Consider the following 16,364-nt stretch of genomic DNA (forward strand, 5'->3'; position numbering starts at 1 on the left):
ATGACGTAGAGCGTGGTCAAGTATTGGCTAAGCCTGGTTCAATCACACCACACACTCGCTTTGAAGCAGAAGTGTACGTGTTGTCAAAAGAAGAGGGTGGTCGTCACACGCCATTCTTTAAAGGCTACCGTCCCCAGTTCTACTTCCGTACCACAGACGTAACAGGCGCTTGTGAGCTGCCTGAAGGTACTGAAATGGTAATGCCTGGTGACAACGTGAAAATGGACGTGACATTGATTGCGCCCATCGCGATGGAGGAAGGTCTGCGTTTTGCAATTCGTGAAGGTGGCCGTACAGTGGGCGCCGGTGTTGTTGCTAAAATCGTAGAATAAGCCCGGCTAGATTGGGTGTAAGACCGGGCTTGTCCCGGTACTTGTAGGCCAGTAGTTCAATTGGTAGAGCACCGGTCTCCAAAACCGGCTGTTGGGGGTTCGAGTCCCTCCTGGCCTGCCATTTACGTTAGCACCGCTTCGCGTAATGCGTAGTGGTGTTTTGCGCTTAGCAAAAAAGGATATGACTGAACAATGAGTGCTAAGGCGGAAAACGCTAGTCGCCTCGATGGCCTGAAGTGGGGCGTAGTTGCTTTGCTGGTTGCTGTTGGAGTTGGTGGCAATACGTATTTTTCTGGCGAGTCCTTGCTTTATCGCGTCATTGCCTTGTTGGTACTGGCGTCTGTAGCGACTTTTATTGCTTATCGCACTGAAAAGGGTGCGGCCTTTTTCGAGCTTTTGAAAGGTGCGCGTACGGAAATCAGGAAAGTAGTCTGGCCGACGCGTCAGGAAAGCACGCAAACCACGCTAATAGTAGTGGCGTTTGTTGTTGTGGCGGCATTAATTCTGTGGGGTTTAGATACTCTGCTGGGTTGGCTGGCATCCATGGTTATCGGCTAGAGGTAAGGCATGACAAAGCGTTGGTATGTTGTACACGCCTATTCTGGGTATGAAAAGAAAGTTGCTCTGGCGTTAAAAGAGCGAATTGAGCTTTCAGGCTTTGCCGAGCGTTTTGGTGATGTTCTGGTGCCTACAGAAGAAGTCGTAGAAATGCGCGGCGGACAAAAGCGTAAAAGTGAGCGCAAGTTCTTTCCTGGTTACGTGTTAATTCAGATGGAGCTCGGCGACGATACGTGGCATTTGGTCAAAGAAACACCGCGTGTAATGGGCTTTATCGGTGGTAAGGCAGACAAGCCAGCACCGATTACTGAAAAAGAAGCGCAGGCAATATTACAGCGGGTTGAGAGTGGCGATAAGCCCAAGCCCAAGACCTTGTTTGAGCCTGGCGAAATGGTTCGTGTTATCGATGGGCCGTTTAACGATTTTAACGGTGTCGTGGAAGAAGTTAACTACGAAAAGAACCGTTTGCATGTTGCAGTACTGATTTTCGGGCGTTCTACGCCTGTTGAGTTGGACTTTGGTCAAGTAGAGAAGACTTAAGTTCGCTGTTTTAGGTCAGCGTAAGCTGTCGAGGGGAGCTTCGTTATTAGCGGAGCGTTATCACCCAAATGGAGAGGTAATATGGCTAAGAAAGTACAGGCTTATATCAAGCTGCAAGTTGCTGCTGGTGCAGCAAACCCAAGTCCACCAGTTGGTCCAGCATTGGGTCAGCACGGTGTGAACATCATGGAATTCTGTAAAGCATTCAACGCTCAGACCCAGAGTCTTGAAAGTGGTATGCCGATTCCAGTCGTTATCACTGTTTACTCAGATCGTAGCTTCACATTCACTACTAAAACGCCACCAGCATCATTTTTGCTGAAAAAGGCTGCTGGTGTGAAAAGCGGTTCTGGTACGCCTAACACTAAGAAAGTTGGCAAGGTAACCCGCGCTCAACTTGAAGAGATTGCCACTATTAAGATGGCCGATCTTACTGCTTCTGATATGGAAGCGGCAGTGCGTACAATTGCTGGTAGTGCTCGCGCTGCTGGTATCGAAGTGGAGGGTGTGTAATGGCTAAGCTAACTAAGCGCCAAAAGGCAATCCGTGAAAAAGTGGTTGCTGGCAAGCAGTATAGTTTTGAAGAAGCGGTTGCGTTATTAAAAGACGTTTCTGTTGTTAAATTCCCTGAAGCTATCGATGTAGCAATCAACCTTGGTGTTGATGCGCGTAAATCTGATCAAGCTGTACGTGGCGCAACTACGTTGCCAAACGGTACTGGTAAAACAGTACGCGTTGCTGTGTTCACTCAGGGTGAGAATGCTGAAAAAGCAAAAGCTGCCGGTGCAGACTTTGTCGGTATGGACGATCTTGCTGAGCAAGTTAAAGGCGGCATGATGGACTTTGACGTGGTAGTTGCGTCTCCTGATGCAATGCGCGTTGTTGGTCAGTTGGGCCAGGTACTTGGTCCACGTGGCCTTATGCCAAACCCGAAAACTGGCACCGTAACTGCAGATGTTGAAACCGCAGTTAAGAACGCTAAGGCTGGTCAGGTGCGTTACCGTACTGATAAAAACGGCATCATTCACGGCGCTATCGGAACAATCTCTTTCGAAGCGGGTGTATTAAAAGAAAATCTAGAAGCCCTGCTCGGTGATTTGCGTAAAGCAAAGCCATCTTCAGCTAAAGGCGTATACATGAAGAAAATTACTCTTTCTTCAACGATGGGGCCCGGTCTAGTTATTGACCAGGCGAGCTTGGCGTTAAAATAATTTTTGGGCGCTTGCGCCCAGAATAGAATGCTCTTTTCGGAGGGCATTTTTAGGCTTTGTGGTCTTTGACAGCTGACCTACTGTGTCAAAAGACAGAGACCATCAAAGACCGTAGGTGGGATTAGATTTTTTTGATCTGAACCCTTAATAGGTGTGTTGACTTGTCAACGTTACCGGCACCGGCCTACGCAGATGGTGGATTGGATTTGTTCACCAGAAAACGACTTAGAACTTTGTGTTTTTAGTCTACGGTAATTAACTGACAAATCCAGGAGTTATCCAAGTGGCATTAAGACTCGACGACAAAAAAGCGATAGTAGCTGACGTTAACGAGACTGCCGCTAGTGCATTGTCATTGGTTATTGCTGACGCCCGCGGGTGTACAGTTGGCCAAATGACGGAGCTACGCAAATTGGCGCGTGAATCCCAAGTGAACGTACGAGTAGTACGTAATACTTTGGCGAAACGTGCGCTAAAAGGAACTGAATTCGAGTGCGCTGAGTCGGCCTTTAAAGGTCCTTCTCTGTTAGCGTTTTCGATGGAAGATCCAGGTGCGGCGGCTCGTATCTTCAAAGATTTCGCGAAAGCGAATGCTAAATTTGAAGTAAAAGCACTTGCGGTAAGTGGCCAATTGATGGGTGTAGATCAGTTGGATGTACTGGCTAAGTTGCCGACCCGCGACCAAGCGCTGTCTATGTTGATGAGCGTGATGTTAGCACCGGCGACCAAACTGGTACGTACAATGAACGAAGTCCCAGGAAAATTGGTTCGTACATTAGCTGCCGTTCGCGAGCAGAAAGAAGCTGCGTAAGCGGCGTTTAATTTTTTAGTAATTGACACAGTAGGGAGTGTTTCACATGGCTCTGTCACAAGACGATATTTTGAATGCAATCGCTGAAATGAGCGTAATGGACGTAGTTGGTCTAATCGAAGCGATGGAAGAGAAGTTTGGCGTTACTGCAGCTGCTGCAGTTGCTGCAGCTCCTGCTGCGGCTGCCGATGCTGGCGCTGCTGCTGAAGAACAAACTGAGTTTGACGTTGTTCTGACTGCTGCTGGCGACAAGAAAGTTAACGTGATCAAAGCGGTACGTACGATCACTGGCTTGGGCTTGAAAGAAGCGAAAGAAATGGTTGATGGCGCACCATCTACTGTTAAAGAAGGTGCTTCTAAGGCTGATGCAGACGCCGCTAAAGCAGCGCTTGAAGAAGCTGGCGCTAGCGTCGAGCTTAAGTAAGTTGCTTGTTGGCCTGCTTGCGGGTCAATCTCAAGCAAGGCTGGTGGGTTAATCCCCGCCGGCCTTTTGTTGTTTGAGAAATTACAGTCAGTTCTGTTTAAGGAGCTGACCAGCGACAGATAAACTGTTGCACTAACGACACCGCCGCCGGTCGCGACGGAGTCAAGAGATGATGCTGGGGAGTACTGATGGCTTACTCGTACACTGAGAAAAAACGTATCCGCAAGGATTTTGGCAAGATGCCGCACGTTATGGACGTGCCTTATCTCCTTGCGATTCAGCTGGATTCCTACAAAAAGTTTACGCAGCAAGGAGTTTCTGCTGCTGAGCGGGGCGAGCATGGCTTGCACGCCGCTTTTAAATCGATCTTCCCTATAGTTAGCTATTCAGGTAATGCCGCTCTTGAGTACGTCGATTACGTACTTGGCATACCAGCGTTTGACGTTAATGAATGTCAGTTGCGTGGCGTAACATACTCTGTGCCGCTGCGGGTGAAAGTTCGCTTGATTATTTATGATCGCGAATCTGCCAACAAAAGCATCAAAGATATAAAAGAGCAAGAAGTCTATATGGGCGAAATTCCGCTCATGACTGAAAACGGTACCTTCGTAATTAACGGTACAGAGCGGGTTATCGTGTCTCAGTTACACCGTTCACCTGGTGTATTCTTTGACCACGATCGCGGTAAAACGCACTCGTCAGGCAAGCTTCTTTATTCCGCGCGTATCATTCCTTACCGTGGTTCATGGCTTGATTTTGAATTTGATCCAAAAGATCAGGTTTTCGTTCGTATTGACCGTCGCCGTAAGTTACCAGCTACGATTCTGTTGCGCGCCCTGGGCATGGCTGCAGAAGAAATTCTGGATCTGTTCTACGACGTCAACACGTTTAAGGTTGCCAAAAAAGGCGGCTTTACTATTGAGCTGATCCCCGAGCGTTTGCGTGGTGAAGTAGCGACCTTTGATATCTGCGCTAAGAACGGCGAAGTTATCGTTGAAACTGGCCGCCGAATCACAGCTCGTCATATTCGCCAAATAGAGAAAGCGAATCTGACTCAGCTTGAGGTTCCTGTTGAGTATCTTATTGGCCGTGCTTTGGCTAAGGATATTGTAGATAAATCGACTGGCGAAGTTCTGTTCCCATGTAATACCGAAATTACTGCGGAAATACTGACCAAGCTGGAAGAAACTGGTGTAGCTGAGATTGACACACTGTACACCAACGAGCTGGATTGTGGTCCATACGTTAGCGATACGCTGCGTGCTGATCCAACTAACAGCCAGCTAGAAGCTTTGGTTGAAATCTATCGTATGATGCGCCCAGGCGAGCCACCGACTAAAGAGTCGGCGGAAAATCTATTCCAAAATCTGTTCTTCTCTGCGGAGCGCTACGACCTGTCTACTGTTGGTCGGATGAAGTTCAACCGTCGTATTGGTCGTGAAGAAATTCTCGGCGCCGGTACGCTGGATCAGAGCGACATCGTTGCAGTTATGAAAATGCTGGTTGGCATTCGTAACGGTAAAGGCATCGTCGACGATATCGATCACCTCGGGAACCGTCGTATACGTTCTGTCGGTGAAATGGCAGAAAACCAATTCCGTGTTGGTTTGGTACGTGTAGAGCGCGCTGTTAAAGAGCGTCTTTCAATGGCTGAAAGCGAAGGCTTGATGCCGCAGGATCTGATCAACGCTAAGCCAGTGGCTGCCGCGGTGAAAGAATTCTTCGGTTCTTCTCAGCTGTCTCAGTTCATGGATCAGAACAACCCGCTGTCGGAAATCACTCACAAGCGTCGTGTCTCTGCGCTTGGGCCTGGTGGTTTGACTCGTGAGCGTGCCGGTTTCGAGGTGCGTGACGTACATCCAACTCACTATGGTCGTGTATGTCCAATCGAAACGCCTGAAGGACCGAACATCGGTCTGATCAACTCGCTGGCAACGTACGCGCGTACCAACGAGTACGGTTTCCTTGAAAGCCCTTACCGCAAAGTTAAAGACGGTAAAGTAAGCGACGATATTGAGTACTTGTCGGCTATCAATGAAGCTGAGGAAGTTATCGCTCAGGCTTCTGCCGCGATGAATGATAAAGGTGAATTGACCGACGAAATGGTTGCCGTTCGCCATATGAATGAATTCACCGTAATGCCGCCCGAAAAAGTAACCTACATGGACGTTTCGCCCAAGCAGGTTGTTTCGGTTGCAGCGTCATTGATCCCGTTCCTAGAGCACGATGATGCTAACCGCGCACTGATGGGTTCGAACATGCAGCGCCAAGCAGTGCCGACACTGAAGGCTGATAAGCCATTGGTTGGTACCGGTTTTGAGCGCTACGTGGCGTCTGACTCAGGTGTGTGTGTTGTTGCGCGTCGCGGTGGTGTGATTGATAGCGTTGATTCATCGCGTATTGTTGTTCGTGTTAACAATGATGAAGTTCAGCCCGGTCAGCCGCCTGTAGATATTTACAATCTGACTAAATACACCCGCTCCAACCAGAACACCTGTATTAACCAGCGCCCGATTGTGAGCGAAGGTCATGATGTGGTTCGTGGTGATATTTTAGCCGACGGCCCGTCTGTTGATATGGGTGAGCTGGCGCTAGGCCAGAACATGCGAATCGCGTTCATGCCGTGGAATGGTTACAACTTCGAAGACTCGATATTAGTGTCTGAGCGCGTTGTAAAAGAAGATCGTTTTACTACCATTCATATTCAAGAGCTGACGTGTATTGCTCGTGATACCAAGCTTGGGCCTGAGGAAATTTCTTCTGATATACCCAATGTTGGTGAGGGCGCGCTAGCCAATCTGGATGAGTCAGGCATTGTTTACATCGGTGCAGAAGTTGGCCCCGGTGATATTCTGGTTGGTAAAGTTACGCCAAAAGGCGAGACCCAATTAACACCAGAAGAAAAGCTGCTGCGAGCTATTTTTGGTGAGAAAGCGTCGGACGTAAAAGATACATCATTGCGCGTTCCGACTAGCACCAAGGGTACTGTTATCGATGTTCAGGTCTTTACACGTGATGGCCTAGAGAAAGATAAACGCGCACTAGAAATTGAAAAAATGCAGCTCGATCAATTCCGTAAGGATTTGAACGAAGAGTACCGTATTGTTGAAGAAGCGACATTTGTGCGTCTGTCGGATGCACTTGACGGTCAGAAAATCCTCAGCGGCCCAGGTATGAAAAAGGGCGACGAGTTATCTGCAGCAGCGCTTAAAGAGCTGAAAAAGGATGACTGGTTTAAATTGCGTATGGCCGATGAGCCATTGAACGCTGCGCTAGAAGATGCAGATAAGCAGTTGGGTGAGCATCGCAAAACGCTGGAAGAGCGTTTTGAAGATAAGCGCCGCAAACTGACTACTGGCGATGATTTGGCGCCGGGTGTTCTGAAGATCGTTAAAGTTTATCTAGCTATTAAACGTCGCATTCAGCCTGGTGACAAGATGGCTGGTCGTCATGGTAACAAAGGGGTTATCTCGGTCATTATGCCGGTTGAAGATATGCCTTTTGACGAGAACGGCGAGCCGGTTGATATTGTATTGAACCCACTTGGTGTTCCGTCGCGGATGAACGTTGGTCAGGTTCTTGAAACCCACTTAGGCTTAGCGGCAAAAGGCTTGGGCAGCAAGATAAACGACATGATTCGCGAACAGCGTAAGATCGCAGAAGTCCGCGCATTCTTGGGTGAAATCTATAACGACGGTGCTGGTCGTCAGGAAGATCTAGATAGTTTCAGTGATGAAGCGATTATGGATCTGGCGAAGAATTTGCGCGGTGGTGTACCGATGGCAACGCAAGTATTTGATGGCGCTGATGAAGGCGAAATCAAAAGTCTGCTGAGGCTTGCTGGTCTTCCAGAAAGTGGTCAGTTAAAACTTTGCGACGGTCGTACCGGTTTGGAATTTGATCGTCCAGTAACCGTTGGCTATATGTACATGCTGAAGTTGAACCATTTGGTCGACGATAAAATGCATGCACGTTCAACAGGTTCGTACAGCTTGGTTACCCAGCAACCACTCGGCGGTAAAGCGCAGTTCGGTGGTCAACGTTTCGGGGAGATGGAAGTGTGGGCGCTAGAAGCATACGGCGCTGCTTACACCTTGCAGGAAATGCTGACTGTTAAGTCGGATGATGTGAATGGTCGTACCAAAATGTATAAAAACATTGTTGATGGCGATCAGCGTATGGAGCCGGGCATGCCCGAGTCCTTCAACGTGCTGGTCAAAGAGATCCGTTCCCTCGGTATTAATATCGAGTTAGACACGGAATAAACATCGACAACGACTATGGCAAGGGGCGCCCGGCTTAGTGGGCGCCTGAAGAATACCCTTGCGGAGGAACGGCCTTGAAAGATTTACTAAATCTATTGAAACAGGGACAACCGAACGACGAGTTTGACTCTATTCGTATCGGTCTGGCGTCACCGGAGCTTATTCGTTCGTGGTCATTCGGCGAAGTGAAAAAGCCGGAAACCATTAACTACCGTACGTTCAAGCCTGAGCGTGATGGTTTGTTCTGCGCCAAAATTTTTGGACCGGTAAAAGACTACGAGTGCTTGTGCGGAAAGTACAAGCGTCTTAAGCATCGTGGTGTTATTTGTGAGAAGTGCGGCGTTGAAGTTGCGCTGGCGAAAGTGCGTCGTGAGCGCATGGGTCACATTGAGCTGGCTAGCCCAGTTGCACATATTTGGTTCTTGAAATCTCTACCAAGTCGCATCGGTTTGTTACTGGATATGACCCTGCGTGATATCGAGCGGATTCTGTATTTTGAATCTTATGTTGTTACCGATCCAGGTATGACTACCCTTGAAAAAGGGCAGCTGCTAAGTGACGAGCAATTCTTCGAAGCAATGGAAGAATTTGGCGACGACTTTGTGGCAAAAATGGGCGCCGAAGCCATCATGCACTTGCTGATGGAATTGGATCTGCCTGCTGAGATTGATCGTTTGCGTGAAGAAATTCCAGCGACGAACTCAGAAACTAAAATTAAAAAGCTATCTAAGCGATTAAAACTGATTGAAGCCTTGGCTGACTCAGGCAATAAGCCTGAGTGGATGGTCATGAAGGTGTTGCCAGTATTGCCGCCAGATTTGCGCCCACTGGTTCCTTTGGATGGCGGTCGTTTTGCGACCTCAGATCTAAATGACCTGTATCGTCGCGTTATTAACCGTAATAACCGTCTGAAGCGCCTGCTTGATCTTAATGCGCCTGACATCATTGTTCGCAATGAGAAGCGTATGCTTCAAGAATCTGTTGATGCCTTACTGGATAACGGTCGTCGCGGTCGTGCGATTACGGGATCTAACAAGCGTCCGCTGAAATCACTTGCTGATATGATCAAGGGTAAGCAAGGTCGTTTCCGTCAGAACTTGCTTGGTAAGCGTGTCGACTATTCTGGTCGTTCGGTTATCGTGGTTGGTCCTACTCTGCGTCTGCATCAGTGCGGTCTGCCAAAGAAAATGGCACTTGAACTATTCAAGCCATTTATCTTCGGTAAATTAGAAGCCCGTGGTTTGGCCACAACGATCAAAGCCGCTAAGAAAATGGTTGAGCGTGAGCCGCCAGAAGTATGGGATATCCTCGCTGAAGTTATTCGCGAACATCCCGTAATGCTGAACCGTGCACCAACTCTTCACCGTTTGGGTATTCAAGCATTTGAGCCTGTACTTATCGAAGGTAAAGCGATCCAGCTTCACCCGCTGGTTTGTGCGGCATACAACGCTGACTTTGACGGTGACCAAATGGCTGTGCATGTACCGCTAACAATTGAAGCCCAGTTAGAAGCGCGCGCGCTGATGATGTCGACGAATAATATTCTGTCGCCAGCAAACGGCGAGCCGATTATTGTTCCTTCGCAAGACGTTGTATTGGGTTTGTACTGGATGACACGTGAGCGTGTTAACGGTATGGGCGAAGGTACTGCGTTCGCAAACCCAGAAGAGGTGCATCGTGCCTATGTTGGCGGTCGTGCTCATCTTCAGGCGCGTATTAAATGCCGTTTGGTTGAAGTTAACTTTGGTGAAAATGGCGAGCGAACAGAAACGCGTACCCTGATCGACACCACTGTTGGCCGTGTATTGCTGTGGCGGATCGTGCCTGAGGGTCTTCCCTACGACATGGTCAACCAAAACATGACCAAGAAGGCGATTTCTCGTTTGTTGAACGAGTGCTACCGTCGAGTTGGTTTGAAAGCGACCGTTATTTTGGGCGACCAATTGATGTACACCGGTTTCGAGTACTCTACTCGTTCAGGTTCATCTATCGGCGTTAACGACTTTGAAATTCCTGCTGCCAAGGCGCGTATTGTGTCTGCTGCAGACGCAGAAGTTGTCGAGATCGAGAAGCAGTACGCTTCTGGTCTGGTAACCCAGGGTGAGAAATACAACAAAGTTATCGATATTTGGTCCCGTGCAAATGACATGGTTTCCAAGGCGATGATGGAAGGTCTGTCGAAGGAGTCAGTGATTAACCGCAAGGGTGAGGAGGAGATGCAAGACTCTTTCAACTCGGTTTATATCTATGCTGACTCAGGTGCTCGGGGTTCGCCGGCACAGATTCGCCAGTTGGCGGGTATGCGTGGTTTGATGGCTAAGCCAGACGGCTCGATCATCGAAACTCCAATTACCGCAAACTTCCGTGAAGGTTTGAGCGTACTTCAGTACTTCATCTCGACTCATGGTGCGCGGAAAGGTTTGGCCGATACCGCACTGAAGACCGCAAACTCGGGTTACTTGACTCGTCGTTTGGTTGACGTTGCTCAGGATTTGGTAATTACCGAAGATGATTGCGGTGCGAGCCAAGGTTTGACCATGACACCGGTTATCGAAGGTGGTGACATCATCGAGACTCTGGGTGATCGCGTACTGGGTCGCTTGGTGGTTCGTGATGTATTCCGTCCGGGTACTGACGACATCGCTGTTGAAGCGGGCGTGATGCTCGACGAGAAGCGCGTTATTGAATTAGAAGAGATGGGTATTGACGAGATTGAAGTTCGCTCGCCAATTACCTGTGAGACTCGTCATGGTGTGTGTTCAGCATGTTATGGCCGTGATCTGGCTCGTGGTCACTTGGTTAACCGTGGTGAGGCCGTCGGTGTTATCGCTGCACAGTCCATCGGTGAGCCAGGTACTCAGCTTACCATGCGTACCTTCCACATCGGTGGTGCGGCATCTCGGGCAACGGCAGTCGACAACATCCAAGTTAAACAAGATGGTAAGGCGCGTCTGCACAATCTGAAGTGGGTTGAACGGGAAGATGGCTTCTTAGTTGCGGTAAGTCGTTCTGGTGAATTGGCGATTACTGATAAGAGCGGCCGTGAGCGTGAGCGTTATAAACTACCTTATGGTGCATTGATTAAGGTTGCTGACCGCGCAGAAGTGGCAGCAGGCGATATCGTAGCAACATGGGATCCGCACACTCACCCCATCGTTACGGAAGTTGCCGGTATCGTTAAGATGTCGGGAATGGAAGAGGGGATTACGGTTAAGCGTCAAACAGACGAGCTAACTGGTCTTAGCAGTATTTCTGTTATGGACCAAGGTGAGCGTCCAGCAGCCGGTAAAGATATGCGTCCAGCGGTAACGTTGGTTGACGCCAAGGGTGACGAATTGTGCTTGGCCGGTACTAACGTACCTGCGCATTACTTCCTGACTGAAAATGCAATCGTGTCTCTTGAGAACGGTGCAGAGGTTAAAGTCGGTGACGTTATTGCACGTATTCCGCAAGAGAGCTCGAAAACTCGTGACATCACCGGTGGTCTGCCGCGTGTTGCTGACTTGTTCGAAGCGCGTAAGCCGAAAGAGCCTGCGATTCTTGCTGAAATATCGGGCACCGTGAGCTTTGGTAAAGAAACCAAGGGCAAGCGTCGTTTGATCATCACTCCAGCTGACGGCAAGCCGATTGCAGACGGATCAGATTACTACGAGGTATTGATCCCGAAATGGCGTTTGCTGACTGTGTTTGAAGGTGAGCAAGTCGAGAAGGGTGAGATTGTTTCTGAGGGCCCACTTAGTCCGCACGATATTCTGCGTCTAAAAGGTGTGGAAGAGTTGGCCAAGTATATCGTCAATGAAATTCAGGACGTTTACCGTTTACAGGGCGTTAAGATCAACGATAAGCACATCGAAGTTATCGTTCGTCAGATGCTCCGTAAGGTAAATATTCTTACTTCTGGTGACTCGTCATTCATCAAAGGTGAGCAGGCAGAGTACGTTCGCGTTGTGGAAGAAAATGAAGTTCTGCACGCTGCAGACCGAATTTCTGCCAGTTACGAGCGTGAATTGTTGGGTATTACTAAAGCATCGTTGGCGACTGAGTCCTTTATTTCAGCGGCATCGTTCCAGGAAACCACTCGTGTTCTTACCGAAGCGGCGGTTACTGGTAAGCGTGATCACTTGCGCGGCTTGAAGGAAAACGTTGTGGTTGGTCGTCTGATACCCGCGGGTACTGGCTTGGCTTATCACCGTGATCGTAAGATCAAGAAAGACGAAGCAATGAAAACCGTGTCGGCGCAAGATGTCGAAGCGGCATTGTCAGAGGCACTTAGCGATAACAGCTGAGTAAATTTGACTACTTGACGGGAGTGGGGCGCGTCTTTAGAATTCGCGCTCCACTTTTTTTATAAGCTATCGGCGGTATCGGTAGTAAGTTGGTTAGCACATTGGTGTGCTGACTTTAGTTTCTGGAGTTAATTAATGGCAACGATCAACCAGTTGGTTCGTCAGCCGAGAAAGCGTAAAGCGGCTAAAAGTGACGTTCCTGCATTGCAGGCTTGTCCACAGCGTCGCGGCGTATGTACTCGTGTTTACACCACTACACCGAAGAAGCCGAACTCGGCATTGCGTAAAGTGTGTCGTGTACGTCTGACTAACGGCTTTGAAGTTTCATCATATATCGGCGGTGAAGGTCACAACCTGCAAGAGCATAGTGTTGTGCTTATTCGCGGCGGTCGTGTTAAGGATTTACCGGGTGTGCGTTATCACACTGTTCGCGGTAGCCTCGATACGTCTGGTGTGAACAACCGTAAGCAAGCCCGTTCTAAATACGGTACTAAGCGTCCTAAGTCGTAATTCGATTTTAACGTTTTAATTAATAGACCTTAAGTAAGGCCAAGCCATCGTCTCATCGCTGTAAGGCGACCCGGTGTTTGGATTTACCTGAAGACAAAGGAAGATAGAGTTATGCCAAGAAGACGCGTCGCCGCCAAGCGGGAAATCCTACCGGATCCAAAATTCGGTAACCTGACATTGGCCAAGTTTATGAACCACGTTATGGTAAGTGGTAAAAAATCAGTCGCAGAGACCATCGTATATGGCGCTTTGGATCTGGTTAAAGAGCGGTTAAATACTGACCCTCTAGAGGCCTTCGATACCGCCCTAGAAAATATTGCCCCAATGGTCGAGGTTAAATCTCGCCGTGTTGGTGGTGCTACTTACCAAGTGCCTGTTGAGGTTCGTCCAAGTCGCCGTACTGCGCTAGCTATGCGTTGGTTGGTTGACTATTCTCGCGGCCGTGGCGAGAAATCAATGCGTCAGCGTTTGGCTGGTGAAATCATCGATGCGTCTCAGGGCAAAGGCTCTGCGGTTAAGAAGCGTGAAGACGTGCATCGTATGGCTGAAGCTAACAAAGCGTTCTCTCATTACCGCTTCTAAGCGGCGCTATTTACTAGGTTCAGGGGAGTATTGTGGCGCGTAAAACACCCATTTCCAGATATCGCAACATCGGTATTTGTGCCCACGTAGATGCGGGCAAAACAACGACTACCGAGCGTGTACTGTTTTACACAGGTCTATCTCACAAGATAGGTGAAGTGCATGATGGTGCGGCGACAATGGATTGGATGGCGCAGGAGCAGGAGCGTGGTATCACCATCACTTCTGCGGCCACTACCTGTTTCTGGGCTGGTATGCAGCAACAGTTCGAGCAACACCGCATTAATATCATCGACACCCCGGGGCACGTTGACTTCACTATTGAAGTTGAGCGTTCTCTGCGGGTACTCGATGGTGCGGTTGTTGTGCTGTGCGGTTCTTCCGGTGTGCAGCCGCAGACCGAGACCGTTTGGCGTCAGGCAAATAAGTATGAAGTTCCGCGCATGGTATTCGTCAATAAGATGGATCGGGCTGGAGCTAATTTTGAGCGTGTAATCGCGCAGTTACGTACTCGTTTGGGTGCGAATGCGGTTCCCATGCAGATGACGATAGGCAGCGAAGAAGAATTTCGCGGTGTCGTTGATCTTCTCAAAATGAAAGCCATTATCTGGAATGAAGCGGATCAGGGAATGACCTTCGAATACGAAGAGATTCCAGCTGATATGCTCGAAGCTTGCGAGAAAATGCGCGAGTTCATGGTCGAGGCGGCAGCCGAGTCCAGTGATGAGTTGATGGAAAAATACCTCGAGGGCGAAGCGCTGAGCGAGGAAGAAATTAAAGCGGGAATCCGTAAGCGCACACTGGCGAATGAAATCATTCCAGTGTTCGGCGGGTCTGCGTTTAAGAATAAGGGTGTTCAGGCGGTGCTTGACGCTGTTATTGAATACATGCCGTCGCCTACTGAAGTTAAGGCGATAGAAGGCACGCTTGATGATAAAGACGGTACGGTTGCCACGCGTGAAGCAAATGACGAGGCACCATTCGCAGCCTTGGCATTTAAGATTGCGACCGACCCCTTCGTAGGAACATTAACCTTCTTTCGTGTGTATTCCGGGAAGTTGGAGAGTGGCACAGCGGTGGTCAACTCCGTTAAGGGTAAGAAAGAGCGTGTTGGTCGCATGGTGCAGATGCATGCTAACGATCGTCAAGAAATTAAAGAGGTGCTTGCTGGCGATATTGCTGCCGCAATCGGTCTTAAAGATGTGACGACGGGCGATACGCTATGCGATCCCAATAACGTCATTATTTTAGAGCGCATGGAATTCCCTGAGCCTGTAATCTCAGTTGCGGTTGAGCCAAGAACAAAGGCCGATCAGGAAAAAATGGGTATTGCTTTGGGCAAACTGGCTCAAGAGGATCCGTCTTTTCGCGTTAAGACGGATGAAGAGACGGGCCAGTGCATTATCTCTGGGATGGGTGAGCTTCATCTCGATATTCTCGTCGACCGCATGCGTCGCGAATTTAACGTAGAGGCCAATATTGGTAAGCCGCAAGTTGCTTATCGTGAGGCGATTCGTAATACCTGTGAAATTGAAGGTAAGTTTGTTCGGCAATCCGGTGGTCGTGGGCAGTTTGGTCACGTTTGGATCCGCTTTGAGCCGGGCGAAGACGCAAACGCCGAAGGTTTGGAGTTTGTAAGCGAAATTGTTGGTGGTGTGGTTCCTAAGGAATATGTTCCGGCAATCGAGAAAGGTATTGCCGAGCAAATGCAAAATGGTGTGCTTGCCGGTTATCCGCTGCTTGGCTTAAAGGCAACGGCGTACGACGGTTCATATCACGACGTTGACTCTAATGAGATGGCGTTCAAAATCGCGGCGTCTATGGCGACCAAAAAGCTCGCGCAATTCGGCGGTGCGGTGTTGCTTGAGCCAATTATGAAAGTCGAAATTGTTACCCCTGAAGAAAATATGGGTGATGTGGTCGGCGATTTGAACCGTCGTCGCGGCATAATTCTCGGTATGGATGAGTGTGTGTCGGGCAAGGTAATTGATGCAGAAGTACCGCTGGCAGAGATGTTCGGTTATGCAACCGATCTGCGCAGTGCAACCCAGGGTCGCGCAACGTTTACGATGGAGTTCGAAAAATATTTCGAGGCGCCACGTAATGTTGCCGAAGAAATCATGGCTAAGAACAGAGCTTAAATTTAAATAACCTTTATGCGAGGAATAAACCGTGGCTAAGGAAAAGTTTGAACGTAATAAGCCCCACTTGAACGTGGGCACCATCGGTCACGTTGACCATGGTAAAACCACGCTGACAGCAGCCCTGACGCGCGTATGTGCGGAAGTCTATGGTGGTAAGGCAGTGGCGTTTGATGGTATCGATAACGCACCAGAAGAGCGTGAGCGCGGTATTACTATTGCGACATCACACGTTGAATATGATTCATCGGTTCGTCACTATGCTCACGTAGACTGCCCAGGTCACGCTGACTACGTTAAGAACATGATTACTGGTGCTGCGCAGATGGACGGCGCGATTCTGGTATGTGGCGCGACTGACGGCCCAATGCCGCAGACCCGCGAGCACATCCTGCTGTCACGTCAGGTTGGCGTACCTTACATTGTGGTATTTCTGAACAAAGCTGACTTGCTTGCTGAAGATTGCGGCGGTGTGGGCAGCGAAGAATATAACGAAATGCTTGAATTGGTAGAAATGGAGCTGCGCGAGCTGCTCGACATGTACGAATTCCCAGGCGACGACACCCCAATCATTGCCGGTTCTGCATTGATGGCGTTGAACGGTCAAGACGACAACGAGCTAGGTACTACTGCAGTAGCTAAGTTGGTTGAGGCGTTGGATACTTACATTCCACAGCCAGAGCGTGCAGTTGATCTGCCGTTCC

13 protein-coding genes and 1 tRNA gene are annotated in these 16,364 nt (G+C 49.2%); all 14 read left to right on the plus strand.

Annotation, left to right across the window (positions count from 1 at the left end; genetic code table 11):
• Positions 1–332, plus strand: a 332-nt coding sequence (locus O9X78_RS19355) for an EF-Tu C-terminal domain-related protein (RefSeq protein ID WP_492220232.1), incomplete at its 5' end; no start/stop codon positions are given.
• Between the two features lie 45 nt (positions 333–377).
• Positions 378–453 (plus strand) — tRNA-Trp (locus O9X78_RS19360).
• 71 nt (positions 454–524) lie between these two features.
• Positions 525–890 carry a preprotein translocase subunit SecE gene (gene secE, locus O9X78_RS19365; protein WP_269621377.1) on the plus strand — a complete coding sequence of 122 codons (366 nt, stop codon included), beginning with the start codon at positions 525–527 and terminating at the stop codon, positions 888–890.
• Between the two features lie 9 nt (positions 891–899).
• Positions 900–1,430, plus strand: coding sequence for a transcription termination/antitermination protein NusG (nusG, locus tag O9X78_RS19370; RefSeq protein WP_269621378.1), 531 nt, complete (start codon positions 900–902; stop codon positions 1,428–1,430).
• A gap of 81 nt (positions 1,431–1,511) precedes the next feature.
• Positions 1,512–1,943, plus strand: a complete 432-nt coding sequence (rplK, locus tag O9X78_RS19375; RefSeq protein ID WP_219045096.1) for a 50S ribosomal protein L11 — start codon at positions 1,512–1,514, stop codon at positions 1,941–1,943.
• A complete protein-coding gene (gene rplA / locus O9X78_RS19380; protein ID WP_269621379.1) occupies positions 1,943–2,641 on the plus strand; it encodes a 50S ribosomal protein L1 in 699 nt (232 codons plus the stop codon). Before rplK ends, rplA begins: the two co-directional genes overlap by 1 nt.
• 283 nt (positions 2,642–2,924) lie before the next feature.
• Positions 2,925–3,452, plus strand: coding sequence for a 50S ribosomal protein L10 (rplJ, locus tag O9X78_RS19385; protein ID WP_269621380.1), 528 nt, complete (start codon positions 2,925–2,927; stop codon positions 3,450–3,452).
• 46 nt (positions 3,453–3,498) lie between these two features.
• Positions 3,499–3,876: a 50S ribosomal protein L7/L12 gene (gene rplL, locus O9X78_RS19390; protein ID WP_219045099.1), complete on the plus strand. Its 378-nt coding sequence runs from the start codon at positions 3,499–3,501 to the stop codon at positions 3,874–3,876.
• A 188-nt stretch (positions 3,877–4,064) separates the two neighbouring features.
• Positions 4,065–8,141: a DNA-directed RNA polymerase subunit beta gene (gene rpoB, locus O9X78_RS19395; RefSeq protein WP_269621381.1), complete on the plus strand. Its 4,077-nt coding sequence runs from the start codon at positions 4,065–4,067 to the stop codon at positions 8,139–8,141.
• A 74-nt stretch (positions 8,142–8,215) separates the two neighbouring features.
• The gene (gene rpoC / locus O9X78_RS19400; RefSeq protein ID WP_269621382.1) at positions 8,216–12,427 is read left to right on the plus strand and encodes a DNA-directed RNA polymerase subunit beta'; all 4,212 of its coding nucleotides are present in this window, start codon (positions 8,216–8,218) and stop codon (positions 12,425–12,427) included.
• Positions 12,428–12,562: 135 nt separating this feature from the next.
• Complete coding sequence (gene rpsL / locus O9X78_RS19405; protein ID WP_008248376.1) at positions 12,563–12,937, plus strand: 30S ribosomal protein S12; 375 nt, start codon at positions 12,563–12,565, stop codon at positions 12,935–12,937.
• 111 nt (positions 12,938–13,048) lie between these two features.
• Positions 13,049–13,519 carry a 30S ribosomal protein S7 gene (gene rpsG / locus O9X78_RS19410; RefSeq protein WP_123183187.1) on the plus strand — a complete coding sequence of 157 codons (471 nt, stop codon included), beginning with the start codon at positions 13,049–13,051 and terminating at the stop codon, positions 13,517–13,519.
• 32 nt (positions 13,520–13,551) lie between these two features.
• Complete coding sequence (gene fusA, locus O9X78_RS19415; protein WP_269621383.1) at positions 13,552–15,660, plus strand: elongation factor G; 2,109 nt, start codon at positions 13,552–13,554, stop codon at positions 15,658–15,660.
• A 31-nt stretch (positions 15,661–15,691) separates the two neighbouring features.
• Positions 15,692–16,364 (plus strand): GTP-binding protein (locus O9X78_RS19420; protein ID WP_269621384.1); only part of this gene is annotated, 673 nt, incomplete at its 3' end.

Origin of the sequence: Zhongshania aquatica (genome assembly GCF_027257955.1) — a bacterium.
GTDB classification, from domain to species: Bacteria; Pseudomonadota; Gammaproteobacteria; order Pseudomonadales; family Spongiibacteraceae; genus Spongiibacter; species Spongiibacter aquatica.